11 protein-coding genes are annotated in these 22702 nt (G+C 39.5%); 2 read left to right on the forward strand and 9 right to left on the reverse strand.

Annotation, left to right across the window (positions count from 1 at the left end):
• Positions 1 to 30: 30 nt before the first annotated feature.
• The 9 genes from J8L98_RS01490 to melR all read right to left on the reverse strand — a co-directional run bounded on the left by J8L98_RS01490 (position 31) and on the right by melR (position 19398).
• The gene (locus J8L98_RS01490; RefSeq protein ID WP_210994967.1) at positions 31 to 2694 is read right to left on the reverse strand and encodes a collagenase; all 2664 of its coding nucleotides are present in this window, start codon (positions 2692 to 2694) and stop codon (positions 31 to 33) included.
• A gap of 100 nt (positions 2695 to 2794) precedes the next feature.
• Entirely contained in the window at positions 2795 to 7069 is a 4275-nt protein-coding gene (locus J8L98_RS01495; RefSeq protein ID WP_210994968.1) for a PKD domain-containing protein, read from the reverse strand.
• A gap of 220 nt (positions 7070 to 7289) precedes the next feature.
• On the reverse strand, positions 7290 to 8357 hold the full coding sequence (locus J8L98_RS01500; protein WP_210994969.1) for a hypothetical protein: 1068 nt from the start codon (positions 8355 to 8357) through the stop codon (positions 7290 to 7292).
• 65 nt (positions 8358 to 8422) lie between these two features.
• Entirely contained in the window at positions 8423 to 11293 is a 2871-nt protein-coding gene (locus tag J8L98_RS01505; RefSeq protein ID WP_210994970.1) for a TonB-dependent receptor, read from the reverse strand.
• Positions 11294 to 11650: 357 nt separating this feature from the next.
• Positions 11651 to 12841, reverse strand: a complete 1191-nt coding sequence (locus J8L98_RS01510; protein WP_210994971.1) for an aminotransferase class I/II-fold pyridoxal phosphate-dependent enzyme — start codon at positions 12839 to 12841, stop codon at positions 11651 to 11653.
• A complete protein-coding gene (locus J8L98_RS01515; protein ID WP_210994972.1) occupies positions 12825 to 14309 on the reverse strand; it encodes a Na+/H+ antiporter NhaC family protein in 1485 nt (494 codons plus the stop codon). The genes J8L98_RS01510 and J8L98_RS01515 overlap by 17 nt, the downstream gene beginning before the upstream one ends.
• A 39-nt stretch (positions 14310 to 14348) precedes the next feature.
• The gene (locus J8L98_RS01520; protein WP_210994973.1) at positions 14349 to 16334 is read right to left on the reverse strand and encodes a glycoside hydrolase family 97 protein; all 1986 of its coding nucleotides are present in this window, start codon (positions 16332 to 16334) and stop codon (positions 14349 to 14351) included.
• A 58-nt stretch (positions 16335 to 16392) separates the two neighbouring features.
• Positions 16393 to 18396 (reverse strand): hypothetical protein, encoded by a 2004-nt coding sequence (locus J8L98_RS01525; RefSeq protein WP_210994974.1) that lies wholly within the window; start codon positions 18394 to 18396, stop codon positions 16393 to 16395.
• A gap of 99 nt (positions 18397 to 18495) precedes the next feature.
• Entirely contained in the window at positions 18496 to 19398 is a 903-nt protein-coding gene (melR, locus tag J8L98_RS01530; RefSeq protein ID WP_210994975.1) for a transcriptional regulator MelR, read from the reverse strand.
• 333 nt (positions 19399 to 19731) lie between these two features.
• On the opposite strand from melR, the gene J8L98_RS01535 reads away from it, so the two are divergent.
• Both J8L98_RS01535 and J8L98_RS01540 read left to right on the forward strand, forming a co-directional pair.
• Entirely contained in the window at positions 19732 to 21273 is a 1542-nt protein-coding gene (locus J8L98_RS01535; protein WP_210994976.1) for a sulfatase, read from the forward strand.
• A 101-nt stretch (positions 21274 to 21374) separates the two neighbouring features.
• On the forward strand, positions 21375 to 22586 hold the full coding sequence (locus J8L98_RS01540; RefSeq protein ID WP_210994977.1) for a site-specific integrase: 1212 nt from the start codon (positions 21375 to 21377) through the stop codon (positions 22584 to 22586).
• Positions 22587 to 22702 lie beyond the last annotated feature (116 nt).

The following is a 22702-nucleotide window of genomic DNA, read 5'->3' on the forward strand; positions in this document are numbered from 1 at the left end:
CTTTGACAACAAAGGGTAAATTGTGGATAGTTAATCGAGGGTATTGTAACGGCCCGTTAGCGTGACATTGGTAAAAGATGGATCTGCAGATAGCATAATGTAGTAGGTACCGGCTTTGACATTCCTAATGTGACACGTTTCGGTTGTACCCACTTTCCAAGGCCGGCATTCGAAATCTGACAGTGTTGGCGCGCTGCCATATTTAACATGCATATCAGATTCTCCAGCCCCCCCGACAGTGCTGAAAGTAAGAGAGCTGGCGTTGTCAGGTACTGACATTGAATATGTCACTTGCTGTTGTTCTGAGACTGACACCATTTTACTTACATTATTTTTAAGTGTGAGGTCGTCTTCAAATGAGTTCTGAATATACCGTGCTAGAAGCGTGGTATTATTGAACGTATGTGTTGCCTTTATACCGATGTAATTCCAACCAGGCTTCACATTATCAATGACAATAGTTTCTGAGTTAGTTGGCCCTGTTGATTTATGTTCATATTGACTGCCGTTATTCGCGCTACCGTGTTCATGGTATAAATCGGCGTTACCAGATCCGTGGCGTAATGTCAGTTGTAATGAAACGTTTTTAAACCCTTGAGGCACAGGTAAACCATACTCGCGAGTTTTACCAGTAGTTTGGCCCGTTAAACACGAAGCGACGCCTGCAGATAGTGTAAAGTCTAAATTGGGACGGCCTAAATGACATGCGTTAACTGCTACAGTGTCTGGGCCTTGATAGTCATCGGGGTTTTTCGGCTCAACAGGAGATGGGGGCCGCGTAGTGTCAATTTTACAGCCGTATGAATTGACGGTTGATAGCCAATTAGCAAACTCTGCATCGAAAGATTGCGTGTCAATCCACACATCAACAAGATCATCTCTATATGTTTGAAACTGCCCTTCTTTGAATAAGGACATCATCTGGAAGAACTGGCTGTTTTTTCGCTCAAACATAAATCGGTTTGCTAGGTACCCCCAGTCATAGATACGCTCTTGTCCAACCCCATATTCATTATTAAAAATTGTGCTTAACGGATATTTTTTGGTTCTGGCTATGTCAATGGCGTCATCATTGCAATTTTTGAGAGAGATATATTCAGCAATACCTTCACCAAACCAGACGGTTCGACCTGCGTCATCGCTGTCTCTGAAACTCCCTTTTGAGACAAAGCGGCCTTCTAGATAATGAATGTATTCATGGCGAAGATTCCAAATATCGAAAATGGGCCGCTCAGAAACATGCTCATACGCATAAAAAGTAGCTTGATCGCCAGAGCGGCTTGGGTCCCCTTCTCGATATGTACCACCGTTATTCGTACTGACATTAAATAAGGCTCCTCCATAAGTGACCCATTCTTTTTTGTCATTGAATATAATCATTCTGAGTTTGTTATTGTCATCAGGGACAACCGGTACTCTGTTGGTTTGTAATGTACTGTGAAAATGGTTTTCGTGACTTTTAAGTGAATTACACGTCCACTCTAACTGTTGCTGGTTCATATCTTGCGCCCAAATAAACAACGTTCCAGATGGGCAAGTTTTTCTATCACCAAGGACTTGGGTAATAATTTCTTGTGTTTTGTGACAAACATTGTAAGCAGAACACATGTTGTTATAGTTAATGCTTTCTAGTACTGCTAAATATAATGTTCTGGCCTTGTCATCTTCTAACGGTCCAAAGCTGTCGAAAATCGTCGATATGTGTTTTGTTAGCTCCGTCTGTATCGCAGCAAAATGAGGATCGTTCTTACCCCGATACATATTTGCAAGCTGGTAGCCTAAATTAAATAAATGGTAGTCATTGTCACTTTTAGTTAGCCATGTGAGATTGGTATTAATAAAGTGAGCCATTTCGATAATGAGCGCTTTATTGTGTTCATCAGTACGACAACTCGCTTGTTTTGCACAGGCGCTTAGTGTTTGCCAAAATAGTGGAGTTACAGCTTGTCCCCAGTTATCGACTTGTTCATATTCCGCATTATAACGACTCAACATGGCGCGAGTAATGTGAATAAAACGCTCCCCTATGACGGCGTTTTTTATAATACCGGTCGCGTTGCGAACAACTAAAGCATGTTGTGCAGACTTATCAAAAAAATGGCTATTTTGATAAACTGCATTAATTGCTTCCTCCATGCCATGTTGTGTTGTCGGTGTGACAAATCGCCTTTCATCGTAATAGGCATAGGCTTTCAACCAATAAAACAAACTGCTGATATAATCGGTGTCATTAAGCCCATTATACGTCACCATCTTGGTTTTTATTTCATTAATAACGGTTGAAAAATTCGCATCACTGTAAGCGCCTAGCGCTTGCGTTTCAGGGCGGTCGTTAAATAAGGTGTTTATACATTCTCTGCCGTTGTTTTTTATTGCAGCCAAAAATACAGCACCTTTTAAACCGGTGAAGACATTGTTGGGACATGTGGTCTCTGCGTCAGTTGATTGGGGGGGGAGTATGAGCTGTGTTGAAAGTTGCTTTTGGCGTTTTTCTCGTTTATCTATTAAGTGAACATCAGGGTACAAAGCACTTGGTATGTAGCGCGAGTTATGATCAGTATGTTCAATGTCATGATGTGTGGCTATATTTTCATGAAAAGCAGGATCTCTTGTATCCGCCGTTGATGTATTTGCCCATGGGGCACTTGATATAAGTGATAGTAATATCAATGACAACTTATGGTAATTTCTCATAGCGTCCTCTGTTATTCTTCTATATGTTGTATGAATTATATTGTTACGGTATGAAGAGCCCTAACACGGTGTGCTAGGACTCAAAAGTAACCATGAAGAGTTATTGAGTGTTTGTGCGGCAGCTTTGAGTATCAAAGTCCATAACGATTGTTGCCCCTTCAGAGATGCCAGATACATCAATATATCCCCAGTATCTTGCATTACTTGGTATATCGTAAATTAGGCATTGTTGCTCACCTTGTGCCACTGATTTAGCGTCAAAATGGTTGCGTGGTATAGAAGGTCGGCCACCGTTTTTGAAATATACTTGAGCGTCAGCAGAGGCATTTAACATGGTAATAGCAACACTCTGATGTTGGTCAACAGCTCTAAATGCATAGCTTGCACGGTTGCCAATACAGCGAGCTTCTCCTGATAACAAATCTCTGGTGGTTTTGTCAGCATCACTGACAGAACATGCATCTGTTAAAGCTGGCATTGCAATTGTGAGAGACTTACTTGTACTAGAGACTAGGCCATCATTATCGGTGACAGTGAGCGTTACATCGAACAGCCCTAATTGGCTATAAGCATGAACAGGGTTTTGTTGAGTGCTGGTCGTGCCGTCACCAAAGTCCCAAAAATAACTGACAATATGTCCATCAGAGTCGTAAGAATTTGCAGCACTGAAGGCAACGTGTTCGTTTACAACACTGCCAGATATCACTATGTCGGCATGAGGAGCTTGCTTAGGTATATCATTGACCAGTGGTCTACATCCAGGTACATCGTAATCCATAACGATGGTCGCCCCGTTAGGCTGGCCAGATACTTCAATATATCCCCAGTAGTTAGCATCGGCCGGAATCGTATAATAAATACATTGCTGATCGCCCTGTGTCTCAGATACAAGAGTATGATCGCCATTGCCTGTTTTAGGCCAGTTACCATCCCCGAAATAAATTAAAGCGTCATCAGGTGCGCCAATTAGGGTAATCGCAACATGTGTGTGACCGCTATTTAAATTATTAAAAGAAAACGCTTTTCGATTTTCAATACAGCGAGGCGCAGATGGCAGTATTTCTCTTGAATCATTGGGTGCATTATCACATGCAGAAACAAGTGGTGGATGATCAATATTAACGATAACGCGTGCGGTCGATGTCATATCATCATTGTCGGTTATGCTCAAAATAACCTCGTAAATACCCGCTTTTGCATATTGGTGTGTTGGATTAGCAAAGTCACTGCGAGTACCGTCTCCAAAATCCCAATCATAAGTGACTATTTGACCATATTGATCTGATGACTCTTGGCTACTAAAGTTAATGGAACTACTTACTTGTACATCGTTTTGTAACGCTCTAGCAATGGCAATTGGTGCTTGTGGTGGTGGTGGAATATTCGTACAAGCATTATAAGAACATAGTTCTCTGATTGCCGTGATATCTGCGGCATCAATTCTACCATCACCATTAATATCAAATGACGAGTCTATGGGGTCGTTGTTATTGAGGGCGGCATTAAATGCGGCAATATCATCTATATCTACGTCCCCGTCGTTATCGATATCACCAATCGGGAGAATCGTCACCGTCGCTTTGTTTTCATGGGTTGCACCGTCATTATCAGTTACAGTTAATGTTGTAAAGTATGTTCCGGCTTGTGGGTAGGTGTGAGTAATAGATTGCCCCGCTTTGACAACACCATGGCCAAAATTCCACGAGTAATCCACTATTTGTCCGTCTTCATCGCGAGACTGACCGCCATCAAAGTTAATTCGGTATGTTGCTCGGCCCACATACTCTCCTCCAGCATTGGCAGTGGGTAAACGGTTTGGTGCAGAATGGTCGGCATCATCTCGAATGTCGTAATATGCTCTAAATCTAAGTGAATCATAATTTAGGAACGGGTCAATCATGACATTAAATATCCCGCCACTGGTAAATTGGCAAAGCTCAGTTTGGCCAGGAGCCTCCCAAGGTCGGCAATCGTAAACTTCTTTAGAAACAGATTTATTTTGGCTCACATGGATATCAGGATCGCCGTTATAACGACTGACAAGTTCGTATGTTACTAAAGATGCTGCATCAGGTACTGCAAATTCATAATTGCGCGGCTGTGAACCTGCGAGTGCTGATAATTTAATTTCGTCATTTAAATAAAAACGAGAGCACCCAGTACATAATTCAGCATCGTTAGGCGAATTTTCAGTGATGACCGCGGTGGTCGTTCCCACTACAGATGCGCCAGAGTTGTCAGTGACAGTTAGTTTAACTGGGTAGCTTCCAACATTGTTATAGATGTGAGACGGGTTTGCTTGAACACTTGAGTTTCCATCCCCAAAGTCCCAAGCGTAGCTGATTATATTACCGTCTGGATCATTTGAGTTGGCACTACTGAATTCAATAGCATGTCCAAGCGCTTCCTCATATTTTTTGCCGTTAGTGTTAGCAAAAGGGAGTTGATTTGCAGTATTTGAGGTTTCATAATAAACATGAAGTGACGCTTTAGTATAAGTTTGGAATGGGTCAATTAAGAGGTCAAACTTTCCGCCGCCATCGAACTCACAGTACTCCGCAATCCCTTTCCATGTAAACGGTCTACAGTCATAACTATCTCGACTCACTTCACTATTTTTACTTACGTATAGGTCTAAGTCGCCATTATATTTAATACTCCCATCGGCCATTTTTGGGCCTTGATATCCCCCAGGAACCACCACCACAACTCGGCTTGCATCTTCAGGGACGTTAAATTGGAAGTCATGGGTTTTCCCTAACCTATCAGTCCACATCCCATCGGTTTTATTTGCCCATAGGTCATCGATTTTTAACAGCGTGAATCGACGTTCTCCAGCTTTAAGGAAAGGATCGTCAGCTTGTATGACTTGTAGTTTTGAGTTACTAAACTCACTAAAAGCATGTACCGATGCATAGTAAGGGACTGTTGTGTCGGGTTCATCAATTGATAACACTTCCGCATCCCCAGGAGAATTAAAAGAAGTGAAATCTGCTATCCAATCTTCAGAGCCTTCTGGTGGCGGCGTCGGGACAACCCCTTTAGATAAATACATATCAGGATCTTCAGTGTGCCCATTCAAATAGAACAGAATATTATTAGCCCCATCCGGGAGGTTAATTTCAAACGTATTTATGTCGCCTTTTAACCCTGATATATTATCAAATGACATGAGTTCAGTACCTTCAGGCTCAACATCGATGCCTGATATTCCATCCCAAGGGTGGTCTGCATTGCTAACATACTCTTCTAATCCCGTAGCGATTAAATTGTCATTTGACCAAAGTGTTCTTCGTGAAGGACCATGTAACGCAGCCGTTATACGTGCAACTTGGTCTGCAGTGAACATCGCATAGTTGTCAGAGTAATGCATAAAGTTTTCGGTGTTTGTTGGTTCACCGAAACAATTTGGTGCATTGTCTTGCATGGGGGATGGTAGAGACATCTGCGGGGTATCACAGTTTCTATCACCGGTAGACTCACACAATGTTTGATTGGTTATGGTGCACTGCTTATCTTCAAAGGTATGGATTAAGTTTAACCAGTGACCAAATTCATGGGTAAGCACCGATCTGAAGTTCTCATTGGTATTGTTGCCAACATAATTGCCATTATAGACAACTCGAGCTGTGCCAGCTTCTGACATGGCAACTTCAGGGTACCACGCTATACCAGAATTATTACCTTTACCATTAGCGTGCAAGTCATTCATGATATACACATTCATGTATTTGAAATTATCCCATGAATCTTGATTGATACGGCTAAGCGTCTGTGCATCATGATTGCCATAGCCGGCCTCTTCTCTGTCATAACGTACGATACCATTGGTGTCGCGCCCAGTAGGGTCTTTTTTCGGCAATACGAACTCAATATTGACGTTCTTTCGAAGTGCACTGAAGATGGGGGATATTTGTGGAGAGTCTACAGCTAGGCCTTGAAAATCATCGTTTAATTTACGTAGTGCGTCTCTTACCTTATCGTCAGTTAAACACTTTTGTGTCGCGTCTGCGCAATTATAGGCTTCGCCGTAAATGTGAAATACGACGGGAATGTAATAACGACCATCTTCCGCAATACTGCTACTTACCAGATCACCTGAAATAGCGTCATTTCTTAGCTGTTCAGTTACGCGATTTAGTTTTAATTGTGTCATTTGCGCGTTAAACTGAGATTGTAATTTGGACCAGTTCTGGCCATTATGATCGGTTTGACAATTATGGTCGATATGGTTGTCTACGGCGGTTAAATCATGGGGATATTTACTATTAATATCGGTGAGTTTATGACTTGCTTTGGTTGCTGCCAGCACTGATAGCGGACTCGTAAGCAGGGTAAATAGGCATAAACTTACAACTTTGCCTGACGTTTTCATGTTGTTTCCTTGTTGGTTAATTTAATTATTTGCGAACAATGTTAAATCTATTCACGGTTACAAATTAACGTATCAAGTAATAAACGTCTTATTGCTTATTAAATAAAGATTCCTGATTTACACGCCACTTTCACATTATTATTTCATAATTTACCTATATAATTGGATTTTATATGCAAAAAAGGGAGCGTTAGCTCCCTGTAGCACTGAATTAGTACTTTTATAATTTACATTGTTTTTTAACCTGTTGACGAATTGTGCAGTCTAGGAACGTTTCAGGTCCTAATCCAGAATAACCTTTACCTTGTCTGACCTGCCCTGATATGAGATCTTTATACCAGTCCATCCAGGGATATGTATAACCGTATTCGGAAGCGGCATGCAAGATGAGTTTATCTTTGGGAGGAATAGGCACCGAAACGCCTTTATTTGGGTAAAATTGTTCAATAACAACGTGCAACCATTCGTGGGTCCACACACCGGGGTCGTCATTTAAATACTTATTTATACGTTGTTTTACACCCATCTCACCTGGATTAAACTTTACCGTTACGTATCCAGTTTCAAGGGTGTCGGGGGACGTTGGTTCTAGCCAAGCTAGACCAAAGTATGGACTCTCAAAACTGCAATCTCCCATTTCAGCACGCCAAAACAGGAATATTGTGTCGTAATCCCCAGGTTTTATATGTTTAAGTTGCGCCAAACCTTGTTGTGCTTCAAGCGTGTACCAGTCATTGTCCGGGTTATGAGTGAGTTCAACAGGCTCACTTAAGTCTTGCCGATTTATATCCCACTTTATTGTGCCATACGAAAACGGTTCTATGTGCTCTCGTAAATTTTGTTTAAAAAAATTGTACCCCTCATCCAATTCGTGCTGGGTAAAGTTACTATGACATTTTTTAGCGCCTATGCCTGCGTACACAGACGGAATACCGACAAAAAGTGCTCGCCACTTTGAAGGCGGTTGTATTGCTTGGTGGCTAAGGGTAACTTTCATTGGCTTCTTTGGAGTATGTTTTTCTAATACGTTGATTTGTTTTTTTAGGTACTGCTTTTCTTTTTCAAGGCCAACACCAATTGAGTACTTACCCGGTGGTAAATTTAATTTTGCAGGGGTATATTGTCCGGTGAATTGACCATTTAAATATACAGCCCCTTGATTGAAAGCGCGGATTTCAACATTACTTTTTTCGCAGTACTGTGTATTGTTACATGAAAATGCATTAGCGTATGTTGAGTTTGTCACGAGTAATATAAGAGTAAATAGTAAACTGAATGTCTGCTTCATTTAACGACCTATGTGCTGAATGGGAAGGTACAGCCATTCATTACGTATGACTGTACCTGATATATTTAAAATTTGTATCGAAGACCAACGGAATAGCTTTTACCGTAACTGGCATTTTCAAAAATGTAACTTCCTTCGCTTGCGCCGGCTGTTAATAACTCTGTTTTTAAGGCATTAACGGTCAACGTTTCATCAGGGTCAAGCAAGTTATAAGCATCCGCTGTAACTCTTAAATTATCGGTAATGTCGTATGACATTCCAACACTCAAATTGCCCCAACTAGGTGCTACAGCTTGCTCCGTATCAACCGAACCACCTGTTTCATATGTCCAATGACTTACTTTTTTTACGCTATAACTTGAGCGTTTATTATAAGCGATGTTCATGCTCAAGCCATTTTGCTCATAAAACAGGTTTACATTGGATTGATGCTTAGATAAGCCAAAAAATGGAATTTCTTTTCCTTCGCTGTCACTTTCCCCGGAGGTACTATTGTTCAATGTATAGTTTGCAGAAATACCGAATCCAGCAAATTGCTCGGGCAAAAATTCGTCAAATGTTTGGAACCATGAAATTTCATACCCTCGAATCAAGCTATGGCGGTCGTCGTTTATTTCACGTGTTGCGAGAAATGAATTGCCGGCGATGGTTTCTTCGAACTCATTATCTTTTACAAAGCCTGCAAATTGCTTAAAATATGATGCGAATGAAAGGTTACCGTTTTCGCTATAGTACCATTCTAGAGCAGTATCAAACTGCTTTGACGAATAAGGTGTCAAGCCTGGGTTGTTGTACTTTATGGTACGTCGCTCCTTGTCATCGTTGACGTCCTCTAACTCAGGATCAATTTTGGTGTTTGGGATCAGCTGTGATAGGAATGGGCGAGATATTGCTTTTGCCGCAGCAAATCGTAGTACCAGTTCTTCTGATAAGTTTAATTTGAGATTCACACTCGGTAATACATCTGAATAACTGTCTTCGAATTGCTGTAAATCGCGCTTTTTCCAGTCACTATTGGCAACCGTACCATCGTCATTGAAGACTAAATTGGCTGGGTTTCGAGAGTAACTAAAAGAGGTAATATCAGTTTTTATGTAGCGTACGCCAATATCTAGCATATAGGGAAGCCCAAACATATTATCTTCAAATTTCGATTCTATGTATGCATGAAGGGTTTCTTCTTTTACGCCATAAGTGTCGCCATTCTCAGAGGATTGTGGCACTAATGATTTAGCAGCATTAGGATCTAATTTATTGAAGTAGGCAAATAAAGCAGATTGGTTAATGCTCGGCCATACTTGTGGCACATTTGCACCCCCACCGAAACCATTTCCTGTTCCCGGTGAAATCACATTATGGGGTAGTTGCCACATGGTATTCCCTCCAATATTGACGGTTGGTGCAGTAAATGTGGGGTTTACTTCATCACTGTGATCAAACGCAAATATACTAGGGGAAGAAGGATAAAAGTTATACTTTTCTTTATTTTGTGAGTTGTAACCAAGACCAAAAAATAATGCACTCATAGTGCCAGTAAGCGGCTCCCATGTACCGTCTATAACGAATCGAGCCGTTTTGTCGTCAACGGTATTACCAAATTTGCGAGAATGATGAGCGCCATACACTGCATTTTCATCTAACGCCTGTGCTAGGGTCATATCTGGGATCGGGTGATTGCCATTAAAGTTAATTGTCGCACCACTGACTCCAGCTCTGACCACGACAAGGCTACCATTTCCATCATCTTCATTTTTTGCGCCAGAAACTGACATATCAAAGTTTAAGGTGATATCGTCAAGCACCCAATTAGTATTTAGACCTACTTGGTATGTATCACTTTTTCTCGGTACACCGGTTTCAAGCAGTTCAACGGTTGCGTTATTCCATGATATGTTATCAACGAAGCCATCCGGACCGACGTTAAACTCTGTTATTTTGGCGGCACCATCGTAAGCAGGTAACACAAGTGTCATCGCTTTGGCTTTATTATCTACATCATATGAACTAAATAGCACATCAAAGTTGACGTCTAAATCGTCATTTGGAAGCCATTGCAGTGCCAATGTTCCTCCAAGGCGTTCACGTTCTGATTCAGTTTGAGTAATACGCGGCCAACGGGGCATTCTAAAGGTGTCATTGATATTTGCATTGTTGGGTGTAACCACGTCTTCTTGTTCAGAATTTGGATTTGCAGTGCTATATAGCTCATGATATTGCCAATCATCCCAATTGGTAGAGTTATATTTGTCATAGCGAGATACGCGCTTTGTGTGTACTAACGAAGCAAGTACGCCAAAGGTATCATCCAGAAATACATCACTTACTAAAAATGATGTTTTTGGGTTATGTGATTTCGCTCGAGCATTGTATTCATTTTTAACTGAAAGGCTCAACTCTTCACCAAGGTCTAGCGGTTTGCGGGAGTAGATATTAACGACTCCTCCAACGGCGCCTTCTTGAAGTTTGGCTTGTTGTGTTTTGTATACCTCTATTTTGCCAACTAACTCAGATGCAATGACATCATAGTTGAAGTCTCGGTTTTCGCTGTCAGTGGCCAACTTACGACCATTAAATGTTGTGATATTATACTTACCAGACATCCCGCGAATTGTTACTTTTTGGCCTGCACCATCAGTACGAGTGACGCTGATCCCAGGAATACGTTGCAAGGCTTCTGCTACGTTATCATCAGGAAATTTGCCGATGTCTTCGGCGACAATTGCATCAACCACGTTATCCGATTGCCTTTTGATGCTTTGGGCCTCTCGCAGGCTACCTAAAATTCCTAAGGTTGCTTTGACTTCAATAACTTCGATGTCGTCTTTTTTGTTGCTCTGTTCAGCGTATGCTGAATGACTTAACATAGTGCTTAATGCAAGTGCGAGAGGAGATAATATAAATATGTTGTTTTTATCTTTGCGCTTACTTTTTTTCATATGACACGTTCCAATCTAATTATTATTTTTGAACTAACTTGCTTTGCAATAAATTAACTTGCTTAAACATTTCCCCGTACCAAAAAGAAAGGCTCTTTGGCTTTGTTAATTCAATCATATGTCGGTAATTTGAACGTCTCGAAATAATAGATATATATCCCGTTATATAACATAGGAGATATGTGGCGTGATTATTTGGCTGTTGTATAAAAAGTGATTGTTGTTATAATTTAAACGAATAACAAAAAGATAAATGTAAAAATATACAGTTTTATTCGGTGTTTATTCGATAGTATGAGTATTTAAAAAAGGGGTAAAGTCATAATGTTTGATTTTAAAATACCCCTAAAAAACTGTTTACTTAATACAACTTAATGCCTGCTCTAAATCGGTGATCAAATCATCACTGCTTTCAAGGCCAACTGAAATTCTCATATCACCAAGTGAAATTCCCATTTTTTCAAATTGTTCAGGGGGTTGTTCTTTTATACAACTGATGGCAGGAGCATATATTAAACTCTCATGCCCGCCCCAACTAACACCTATCTGAAATAGTTCAAGATGATTAAAAAACGACTTAATGCTCGGTAAGTGATTTGTTTTTAGTTGAAAACTCATAAGCCCGCTGACACCGCTCATTTGCGATTCAACTAAGGACTTTTGCTCGAAGTTATCTAGGCCAGGGTAATTGACATGTTTGATTTTTTTGTGACTATATAAAAATTCAGCGATTTTTTTGGCTGTACTTTGGTGGCGCTCCATTCTTAAGTGCAATGTTCTCAGACTTCTTAGTAAATACCAGGCTTCAACAGGCGCCATTTTGGCACCCAAAAGTTCATATTCACGAGCACAGATCGCACTAATCAGTTTATCACTCCCAATGAGAACCCCTGACACTATATCACTATGACCGCCAAGATATTTAGAACAAGAGTGGAGCTCTAAATCTACCCCCATAGTGAGCGGCTTTTGATAAATAGGAGTACACCAAGTATTGTCAATGATGGTTGCTATGTTATTTGTCCTCGCTAACTGGGTTACTTTACGAATGTCTTGCAGCGAAAAAACCACAGATGAGGGGCTTTCTAAGTAAATCAGCTTAGTATTTGGTTGAATTGCTTTCTCTATCTCGTCATTGTCTTTTCCAGAGACAAACGTAACTTGAATGTTCATTTTGGGAATTAAAAAATCATTAATAAAACTGATTGATGGGCCATAAATATTGTTTAGCGTAATGATATGGTCATTATACGATAAAAAATGAAGCATTCCTGCAGAAACAGCCGCCATTCCTGAAGCAAAAAGCTTGGCTTTTTCACCATTAGCAAGTTGCGCAATTTTCTTCTCAACAGTCGACACTGTTGGGTTATTTCCTCTGGTGTAAATTGCGTTGTTTATTTTGTCCTCAAATGCCAATTCAATGTCATCCCAACTGTCAAAAGTAAACAAAGAGTTTTGGTAGATGGGTGGCACAACAGCACCAAATTGGTCGCTTTTTTCAATATTATCATTGATTAATAGTGTACTGGGTTTAAAGTGATTGGTCATAATGTTTTACGCCACCTTTGGATATTAATGATGTGGATTTAAAAGCTCGGCTGTTGTAAAAACCAACGCCAAAAATAGCAAATATAAATGCGATAGATATATTAATTATTGATAGGAACTGCCATTGCCAGTAGTCAATAATAGATACACCTAATGTTGAGAAGATAAAAACTGAGGTTGTACTCCACGGTACCAAACTTTCTATCATGGTACCTGTATCCTCTAAAGAACGGGAAAGAACCGGTTTAGGTAAATGAAACTCATCGTATTTGTTGCTAAATGCCTCGCCAATAATGAAGCTATTAGCGTACTGACTTGAAGTTAACGCATTGGTGAGCGCAGAAGAGAGTAAGGTGGTAATTACCAGCATACTTTTGGTTTTTATTTTATTTAAAAGGTAATGTATGACTGTGGGTAATGCGTTGATGCGGTCGATGGCACCGACATAGATAAATACCATGATGGTGATTATAATTGGGTCGATTAAGGCATATATCCCACCTCGATTGAATAAGCTCGCTAACATTGGAGTAAGTGTGCTTGTTAAAGGTTGACTCTGGACCATGTCATACGTGAAGCCTTTATAGACTGTTTGCACTATATTATCTAATGATGAAGATTGAATGATAGCGGCCAACACACAAGCCAAAAAAGAAGAAGCAATTAATGTTGGCAACGGAGGTTTTCTAAATATTGAACCTACCATGATAATTAAAGGCGGAGCCAATAATAGCACGTTGATATCAAACATAGTTTTAATGGTTCTGAGCGTATTGTTTAATAATGAGGCGGTATTTAGTTGTGAGCTTGTTGATGGATAAAAGTAGTCAAGAGTAAAAAAAAGACCCGCCGAAATAATTGCAGATGGGAAGGTAGTTGTTCTCATTGCTTTAATATGGTCTGTTAAAGGCACTTTAACGGCAATGGCGGCAATATTGGTAGTATCTGATAGAGGAGACATTTTATCGCCAAAATATGCACCACCGATGACCGCTCCAGCCGTAATACCTAAATCAGCACCTACGACCGTGCTAACAGAGATAATGACTAATCCAATGGTTGCAATTGCGCCCCAAGATGTGCCTGTACACATAGAAAAAAGTATCGGAATAACAAACGCATAAAAATAAATGTGTTCGGCTGTAATTAGTTTTAAGCCAATATAGATCAGAAGTGGAATAGTACCTGAAATCATCCATGTGCCTATTAATATGCCAATTGCAAATAATAATAGTACTGTAGGTAAAGCTTGGGTGAGGCGTTTGGTGAGCGAATCTTGAATTTGATCCCAAGAGTAGCCGAGAAACATAAGTTGGATAACGACAAATACTGCTGAGAACAAAAATATAACCTCTAATGAGAAAGCACTTTGTTCAAACATTAATGGTCTTAGAATTAACCCGTACACGACAGTTAAAAGCAATGAAAATATCGAAATAAATGATTGTAATACTTGGTTACTTTTCATAAATAGCCCTATTGGTTAGCGGTAATACTATTGTGCGTTTCATTGGGCTTCCTTAATGATTGCTGCAGCACCACCGCTTGGGGCGAGGTTAAGTATGAAAGTTGAGTTATGAGTTACAGGCTTAGTTTCAATTTTATGGTCACTGGCGAATTTATCGGCATTTAGCCCATCTTTGAATAATGTCATTTCAAAGCGCTTATTGGCGGGCAAAAATGATAGGTCAACATTGATTTTGTGTTCGTTACTGTTCCCCATGGCCCCAAGGTACCATTGTGTACCATTGCGTCTGGCAATAACAATATGGTCTGCCAGCTTCGCGGATATCACGTGAGTCTCATCCCATACTGTTGGAATTGCAGTTATAAACTCTGTGGTTTGTGACTCTTTAACATAGGCAGAAGGACTATCAGCAAGCATCTGAAGAGGACTTTCATAAACGATATACATTGCGACTTGATGGGCTCTAGTTGTTTTGCTCATTGGTCTAGCAAAGCTTATTGAGAAATTATTAGGCTGTGCATTACTCATTGCGCCAGGCGTGTAATCCATCGGCCCAGCGACTTGGCGAATGAAGGGCAAGGTTAAGTTATGTTCTGCCGTAATGTAATTGGCCCATTTATTATGTTCTAGCCCTCGCACACCTTCACGCGTTATTACATTAGGATAAGCTCTTCGCAGGCCTGCAGGTTTATAAGAGCCATGAAAATTCACAAGCAACTTTCTTTTTGCGGTCTCTCGTGCAATTTTCCAGTAATAGTTAACCATAGCTTGATCATCTCTTTGCATAAAGTCGACTTTAATACCGGCAGCGCCCCAATGTGCAAATAGATCTAATGCTTCGGTGAGTTGAGTGTCTAACGTTTTCCAGATAACCCATAGGATAACGTCGACATTTTTTAACTTTCCGTAGGCAATGATTTCCTTAACATCGATGTCTTCAACAACATTCATAACACTATCTAAATGGTGCCAACCCTCATCTAGAATGATATATTCGATGCCGTTCTTTGCCGCAAAGTCTATATAGTATTTGTACGTTTGAGTATTGATACCGGCTATAAAATCAACCCCATACACATTATTTGCATTCCACCAATCCCATGCTACTTGGCCAGGCTTAACCCATGACGGATTGATAGCTAGCTCGTCAGCCAATAAATAACTTAACTGGTTGGTTAAAAGCTCGCTGTCATCTTTGGATATAGCAAGAATTCGCCATGGAAAAGACCTTGAATTCGCCTGTGGCGCTAACTTTGATTCAAATATAAAAGGAGAACGCTGTTCAATAACCTCATTTCTATCGGATCCTTTTTGTAATTTAGATGAAACTATTGTTTTTGGGAATGTTGCCCTTAAACTTTCTCTACCTGTACCTTGTAGCCACATACCAGGATAGTCTTTTAGCCCAGACTCGGTAATAACGAGTTTACTCTTATTAAACTCGACCATTAGCGGCAAACTTGCAAACTCATTCTCTGTTATAGCGCTTAACTGTTTTGACTCGTAAGTACGTTCGTTATGGGAAACAAAACTCTTTTCTGCGGGAAATAATGTACGCGTACTATCTATGAATTTGAATTGTGCAAGTTCGTTTTTAATCGCAAAATGGTCAGTCATAAACGTGTTGAATCGATAGGCAATGCCACTGTTAAATACTCTAAAGTTAACAGTTTGCTGGTTATCAAAAATCAGGGTTATTTGGTTGTAGTGTTCGACAATTTGCGCAGATTTTTGTTTAATATGCGGGGTTAATAATCTATTTTGCGATGACCTTTTTATATTTTTAATAGTTATAGGGTTATGGGGATTGTTAGGCTCGTTAAAATATAACGCTGCTGTAGCTTTAGAGATAATCATACTCCCTGAGACAGAGATAGAATATTCAATGGGATAAGTTTCTGATAAAAATAGCTTTATAGAACCGTCTGGGGACGTGACTTGCAATGGTTGTGCAAATACTGAAATGTGGGTATTGAAGAGTAAAAACGTGATCAATACAGAGATAATGCGATATAGATAATTCATAAGTATCTTTATTTTTATATATAAATGATATGGGGACGGTGAGTCCCCGTTATAGACTTCAATCGAAAGTGTAGGTAATGGGTGCAATGCCATCCCAATCAAATTTATTTATTTGATTATCATGTGCAATGGCAATTTCAAATTTATTTCTTTTGCGTTGTACACAAATATCAAACTCTTGCTTAAACGCTTTAATTGATTTTAAACACATATTCGGCCATTCACTAGGAAGGTAAGGCGCAAGTTGAAAGCGATCAAAACCAAGTGGTTCGATACCGAATATACCTTCAGTGACAACACGTGCATATAGTGCGCTTTCAGCAGATAAGTGGCGTTGGTTACCTTCAGGCCATGCTTCTACGGCATAGGGAACATGCTCCCCTAAAAGGCGCTTTCTTGAATAGTATTTAAAGTAACGCATGGCTATATCGGTTTCACCCGCCGCAAAAATACCTCTAAATGCATATAGAGTTGCACGATCCCAAAAGGTATTATTGCCAGCTTCGGTGTAAATGCCGTCAGCACTCCATAAGTGTGGAGACAATAATGCGTTCAAAGTGTCTTGTTTTTTATCAAAAATCCCCATAGTTAAAGGCAGTGCAATCCAAGATCTTAGTTTGGTGTTTCCTTTAAAGTATTGGTAAGTATTATAGCCCTGTACGTTAGCTGAAAAGTAGTTATTCATATCAGCTTTAAGCTTAAATGCACGTTTGCTGTACTCAGCCGATTTAGCTTCATTTCCGAGCTGGTGGTGCAAGTTTGATGATGTTTTTAGTGCCCCATACGCTAGCATGTTAGTACTTAGATTGTACTGGCCTGTTTTAAACCTTCCTTCGAGTTCATCACTGTCTGATCTTATAATACCTTGGGTATTCATTTGCTTAAAGCTGTACTCTAGACACCAATCAATTAAAGGGGTTAATTCGCGGGCAATGTTTTCATCAGCAAAGCTTAGAGCAAAACGGCTGGCCCCATAAGCAATCATTGCGCAGTCTCCCCGATCACCCGCACCATTCCAGATGTCGACACCTTCTGCAATAATCGACGATGGTATGGGATCGAACTTATCATTCATAAATCGAGCAAAATGACGATAACTATTTACTGCCGATTCATTGCCATTGTTATCACCTAGAAAAGGAAAAAACGGGTTGATATACTCAGCTTGGTCATTTGCCCATAACGCAGCATAATAACGCCCGCCACCTGGGCCGTGCATTAGCCCACCTTTGGTGCGATAAATACTTTCAGCAGCACGTAACTTCGAAAATTGAAACATTTGGTTTAATATCGGATCGGGCGTTTCGAGTACTAACGCATGTTTTAAGCTAGCAATATAGTTTACGCGTTTTTTCAGTTCGTCTTGACTGTTAAAATCTCTATTTTCAGCTGTTTTCGTCGCGACAAATTGAGCACTGAATTGGATAGAATCACCAGAATTTAGTGCTGTTTTAGGTATTGCATTACTTTTAGCTGTAATGGTATATGCGCCGTAAACCCCGTCTTTTGCAGGTGTTTTAAATTGGTAATTTAGGGAGGTAATTTCAATGTTTTGTGATGAATTACCTGTGTTAGTTATTTTATAGGTTTCAATTAAAGCTGGGTGTTCGGTACTTGGTGATAATACACGAGTTAACGTTAAATTATCGCGAAGTGAACTGGTCAATGTCAGTACACCATTAAAACTCACGTCTGTCAGTTTCTCTGACTTATAGAGGACGTCATTGATATAAATATTGGGTGAAATGGCGGTAGGAAATTCATGAATAAGACTTGCATGTGTATCATTTGGAACCGTCCGTAACATAGGCCAAACAATTTTCCGATTAAGGACTAAATTGCCTGTTTCATTATTTCCATAATAGATGATTGCAGATAATTTTTCGCCGCTAAATTCCAAATGATCATGATGTTGATTTTTAACTTGCCAAGTGATCGTATCGTTGTCGAGTACCCATCGATTATTTAATGTGTTTGCTAAGTCATCAAGCTTATTATTAACCGAACAAGCAACGGTTAAACATGATAAGCCAACCAATATAAACGCTTTATTTCCTAACACACCCTACTCCAAGCTTTTTAATATTATAATTATTGAAGCATTTTGCTTTTGTAATAACGTACCGTTAATCACTTAATAGTTCCCAAAAACTAACTTTCGTTAAGTTTCTGCTGTGGTAGTGTCGTGTGCCTTGCCGATATCATTTCTAAATTGTTGCGGGGTTTTATCAAACTCTCTTTGAAAAATATCGTAAAAGCGGCTAATTGAGCCAAACCCTGCTTGTAACGCAATGCTTAGTACTGCGTCATTTGTGTCAATTAATAGCGCTTGGGCATGTTGCAGCCTTAATTTATTAATGTATTGTTTAATAGAAATTTTCATGACTCTATGGAACAATTTCATTGCGTAGTTCGGGTGCAGTCCTGTGATGTTTGCAACGTCATCTATGGTTATCTTTTGATCATAGTGGTCAGCTATATACTGTAAAATGACTTCTATATGACATAGGCCACTGACGATCGATTTTTTGTCTGTTAATTCTGTCGTATTTGATAGGTTAAATGTGCTGTAAGGCTCTAAAGACATTCTACGTATCCTGTTTCGGATTTCGTCAATGACTTGCATGATCAATGGTAATTTTTTACTCGCTAAATCATTTTCCCACATTGAGGTGGTTAGTTGGTCGCCCAGATGTAAGTTATCAGCAACCAGTACTTCACCATGTAATATCTCACTAATAAATTCATCTGAAAATCGCCAAGATAAAAATGCATGTAAAGGAATATATATATTTACCATTTCCCCATTACCTTCAGATGCAATCATTTGATGAGGAATTGACGCCCAAAAAATAATCATTTTTCCTTCAGGCACACTTATTTTTTGGCCATTTATCAGATAATCTGCAGAGCATCCGAATAGGTAATTTATTTCTACATGACCATGCCAATGGCTAGAATCCATAATTTTAGGGCGGTGTCGTTGGAACCCCCAAGAGTTTTCATGCCCCTGCACCTCTAATGGACTATTTTCATTAAATTTTATTCTACTGACCCAGTCCATATCGAACCCTTAGTTACGATTACGGTACAAACGCTAAACTAATCTATTGATTAAAACAATATGAAGGTTGTTTTTCGGGAATAAATAGTACAAAAACAGGATATGATGGCCGAATATGCAAATTAAACTGGTTATAAGGTACAGGCCTTCTCTTAAACAAATTAGTTACCTTATTATTCGGGAAGTTTTAATGTGAGTTTAAGAAGCAAAGCGGTGTTATTGATGGTTATAGTGAATTGATTCACAGCATCTAGGTACATCGTTGTAATATGTTTAGTTAAACTGAATCAGCCATCTAGGATAACCACATAATAATTATTAGGCAGGTAAAGTATGATCCCTTGGTTCAAATATATATTCTTCTTATGCGCGATAGCCGTATCGCTCATATCTAGTTTTTCATATGCAAATGAGCAAGTTAAAAAAAGACCAAATATTCTTTGGATATACGTTGAAGATATTTCGCCGCACTTAGGCACATATGGTGAACCATTGGTAAATACTCCGATACTAGACGAATTAGCCCATAATGGCGTTAAGTTCACGAACACAATTATGCCCGCGCCTGTTTGTTCAGCGTTACGCTCGGCTATGATGACAGGTGTCACACAAACTAAACTAGGGTTACATAATCATCATAGTGCAAGAACCAAAGAGTCAGAGTTTTATTTACCCCCTAACGTAAAAACAGTACCTGAGTTATTTAAAGCAGCGGGTTACTATACTTTTAACAGTGGTAAAGATGACTACAATTTTTCATATAATCGTGCTGATTTATATAACGGGGATTATATGGTACATCCGTTATACGGAAAATCAGGGGTAAAAATTGATTGGCATAGTAGAAGTAACAAGTCACAACCGTTTTTTGGACAAATTCAACTTAAAGGTGGCAAACACATTTTTAGTAAAACTTTTAAAAACAAAGTTAAACAGCCCATTGATCGAAGTGAAGTTGTACTGCCCCCCTATTACCCGACCCACCCTACTGTGACTGAAGAGTGGGCAAGATATCTTGAATCATTACAGATCACTGATTCTGAAGTCGGTGATATTATAAAAAGACTTGAACGTGATAAGTTATTAGATAATACAATCGTGTTCTTTTTTGCTGATCATGGAATGCGGTTTTTACGCCATAAGCAATTTCTCTATGAAGGTGGAATAAAAGTCCCATTTATCGTTTATGCACCGGGTTACAAAAGATTGATAAAGACTGGCACGCGAGCTGAGTTGATTAACGGGCTGAATATTAGTGCAACATCACTTGCATTAGCGGGTATAGAGATCCCCGACTATTTTGAAGGTAGTAATTTGTTTGATGAAAATTTTCACGGAGATAAGCACGTTATTTCTGCAAGAGATAGGTGCGATTTTACGATTGACCGTATTCGTTCCGTAAGAACAGAAAACTATAAATACATTCGGAACTATTATCCAGAACGCTCGGCGATGCAACCAAGTTATCGAGACGAATGGGAGTTAACGAAAGTGATGAAGCAACTTTATGAGCATGGAAAACTAGACAAGGTCCAAGCTATGCATTTTTCGCCAACACGCGAAATTGAAGAGCTGTATGATTTACGAAATGACCCTCACGAAATTGTTAATTTGGCTACTAAGCCGGACTATAAAACGACTTTAGAGCAACATAGAAAAATTTTAGATAATTGGGTTAAAGATAATGATATGGGCCAATTCCCTGAGCGAGAAGAGTCATTAAAACTTATGTTGGGTATTTGGGGAGATACCGCAATAAATCCTGAGTTTGATAATTTGCGTAAACAGTACCCTAAGCTTTCTGGTTCTCAATATCATCTTAAAAATCAGCATTTTAAAAGAGCCTTAAATAAAGGGAATAATTCTAATCAATAATAAAAGGGTTGAGTTTAATTAGGTATATATGTCCGATTTAGCTATACAAATCGTAGAGAACCCTCTACCATAATAGCTACTTAATATCGGACATATAGAATATGCTTACCCCACTTGTCGATACCTTGAAACAACTTCGTTATCAAATAGCACATATTGAAGACGATACACTTATTCAAGAATACCCAGAGCTTAATGCATATTTGTCTACACTGAACCATGATGTTCCGAGGGCGCTCGAAGATATTGAGTTTTTATACCAATTCTTATATGTTTATGGTCGAAAATCGGAAGCGACATTTAACCGATTCAGAAATGAACTGGAGCGGTTCTATTTGTGGTCTTGGAACTTTAAACAGATGTCGGTCTTTGATTTAAGGCGCGAAGATATCGAGGCATATGTTGAATTCGTTGTGGACCCAGATAGTAATTGGGTGTCGAATTCTGTGCAGTGGCGATTTAAAGATAAGCAAGGCGTGCGCTGTGTGAATATAGCATGGCGCCCATTTGTATATAAAGAGAATGGCCTAAGCCAACAAACATTTGCAGCCATGTTCACTGCACTTAATGTGTTTTATAAATTCGCAATTCTGGAAGAAAAAACGTTTGCCAACTTTGTACCAGTGGTGAAAAAAAATAGCCCCTATTTAATAACTGAATCGCAGATAAAATTACCTGATACATTGAGTAATTTACAGTGGGAATATGTGTTTGGTGTAACAAGGGATTATTGTGATGCTAAACCTGAGTTAGAGCGTAATTTGTTTGTGCTAGCCTGTTTAAAAGGCTTGTACTTACGTATTTCTGAATTGTCGGAGCGGCCGCAGTGGTCTCCTGTTATGTCACACTTTTGGCAAGACCCTGATGGGTTTTGGTATATTAGAGTTATGGGCAAAGGTAATAAACTCCGAGATGTAACTCTGAGTGAAGACTTTATCGTATATTTGCGTCGCTACAGAGAATATCGAGGTTTACCTGCGTTGCCGAGAGTTGATGAGCCTTACCCAATTGTGCACAAATTACGTGGTCAAGGGGGAATGAATGTCCGACAAATTAGGCGGATTGTACAACAAAGTTTTGACTTGGCGATTGAATCTTTAAAGCAAGATGGCTTTTCGGATGAGTCAGAGCAATTGGAAGCGGCAACGGCACACTGGTTAAGACACACCGGTGCGACTCATGATGCTCAACATCGCCCACTTAAACATTTATCTGAAGATTTAGGGCATGCCAAAATCGCGACCACTGATCAAATTTATATTCAAACTAACATTAAAGACAGGGCTAAGTCTGGAGCTAAAAGAAAACTCTAATTAGATTTTAATCAGCATAGTTGGGAACTCAAAGTTATTAATGTGCATCATAATGTATAAGTTAATTATAAATAAGTAAAAACATCAAGCTCTAACATATAGGGCTTGATGTTGGG

Origin of the sequence: Pseudoalteromonas sp. MMG013, assembly GCF_018100885.1 — a bacterium.
In the GTDB taxonomy this organism is placed as follows: Bacteria; Pseudomonadota; Gammaproteobacteria; order Enterobacterales; family Alteromonadaceae; genus Pseudoalteromonas; species Pseudoalteromonas aurantia.

Bases quoted from the DNA above. Each gene is read 5' to 3' on its own strand.
- J8L98_RS01490 (WP_210994967.1), bottom strand. From the start codon at position 2,694: ATGAGAAATTACCATAAGTTGTCATTGATATTACTATCACTTATATCA.
- J8L98_RS01495 (WP_210994968.1), bottom strand. From the start codon at position 7,069: ATGAAAACGTCAGGCAAAGTTGTAAGTTTATGCCTATTTACCCTGCTT.
- J8L98_RS01500 (WP_210994969.1), bottom strand. From the start codon at position 8,357: ATGAAGCAGACATTCAGTTTACTATTTACTCTTATATTACTCGTGACA.
- J8L98_RS01505 (WP_210994970.1), bottom strand. From the start codon at position 11,293: ATGAAAAAAAGTAAGCGCAAAGATAAAAACAACATATTTATATTATCT.
- J8L98_RS01510 (WP_210994971.1), bottom strand. From the start codon at position 12,841: ATGACCAATCACTTTAAACCCAGTACACTATTAATCAATGATAATATT.
- J8L98_RS01515 (WP_210994972.1), bottom strand. From the start codon at position 14,309: ATGAAAAGTAACCAAGTATTACAATCATTTATTTCGATATTTTCATTG.
- J8L98_RS01520 (WP_210994973.1), bottom strand. From the start codon at position 16,334: ATGAATTATCTATATCGCATTATCTCTGTATTGATCACGTTTTTACTC.
- melR (WP_210994975.1), bottom strand. From the start codon at position 19,398: ATGGACTGGGTCAGTAGAATAAAATTTAATGAAAATAGTCCATTAGAG.
- J8L98_RS01535 (WP_210994976.1), top strand. From the start codon at position 19,732: ATGATCCCTTGGTTCAAATATATATTCTTCTTATGCGCGATAGCCGTA.
- J8L98_RS01540 (WP_210994977.1), top strand. From the start codon at position 21,375: ATGCTTACCCCACTTGTCGATACCTTGAAACAACTTCGTTATCAAATA.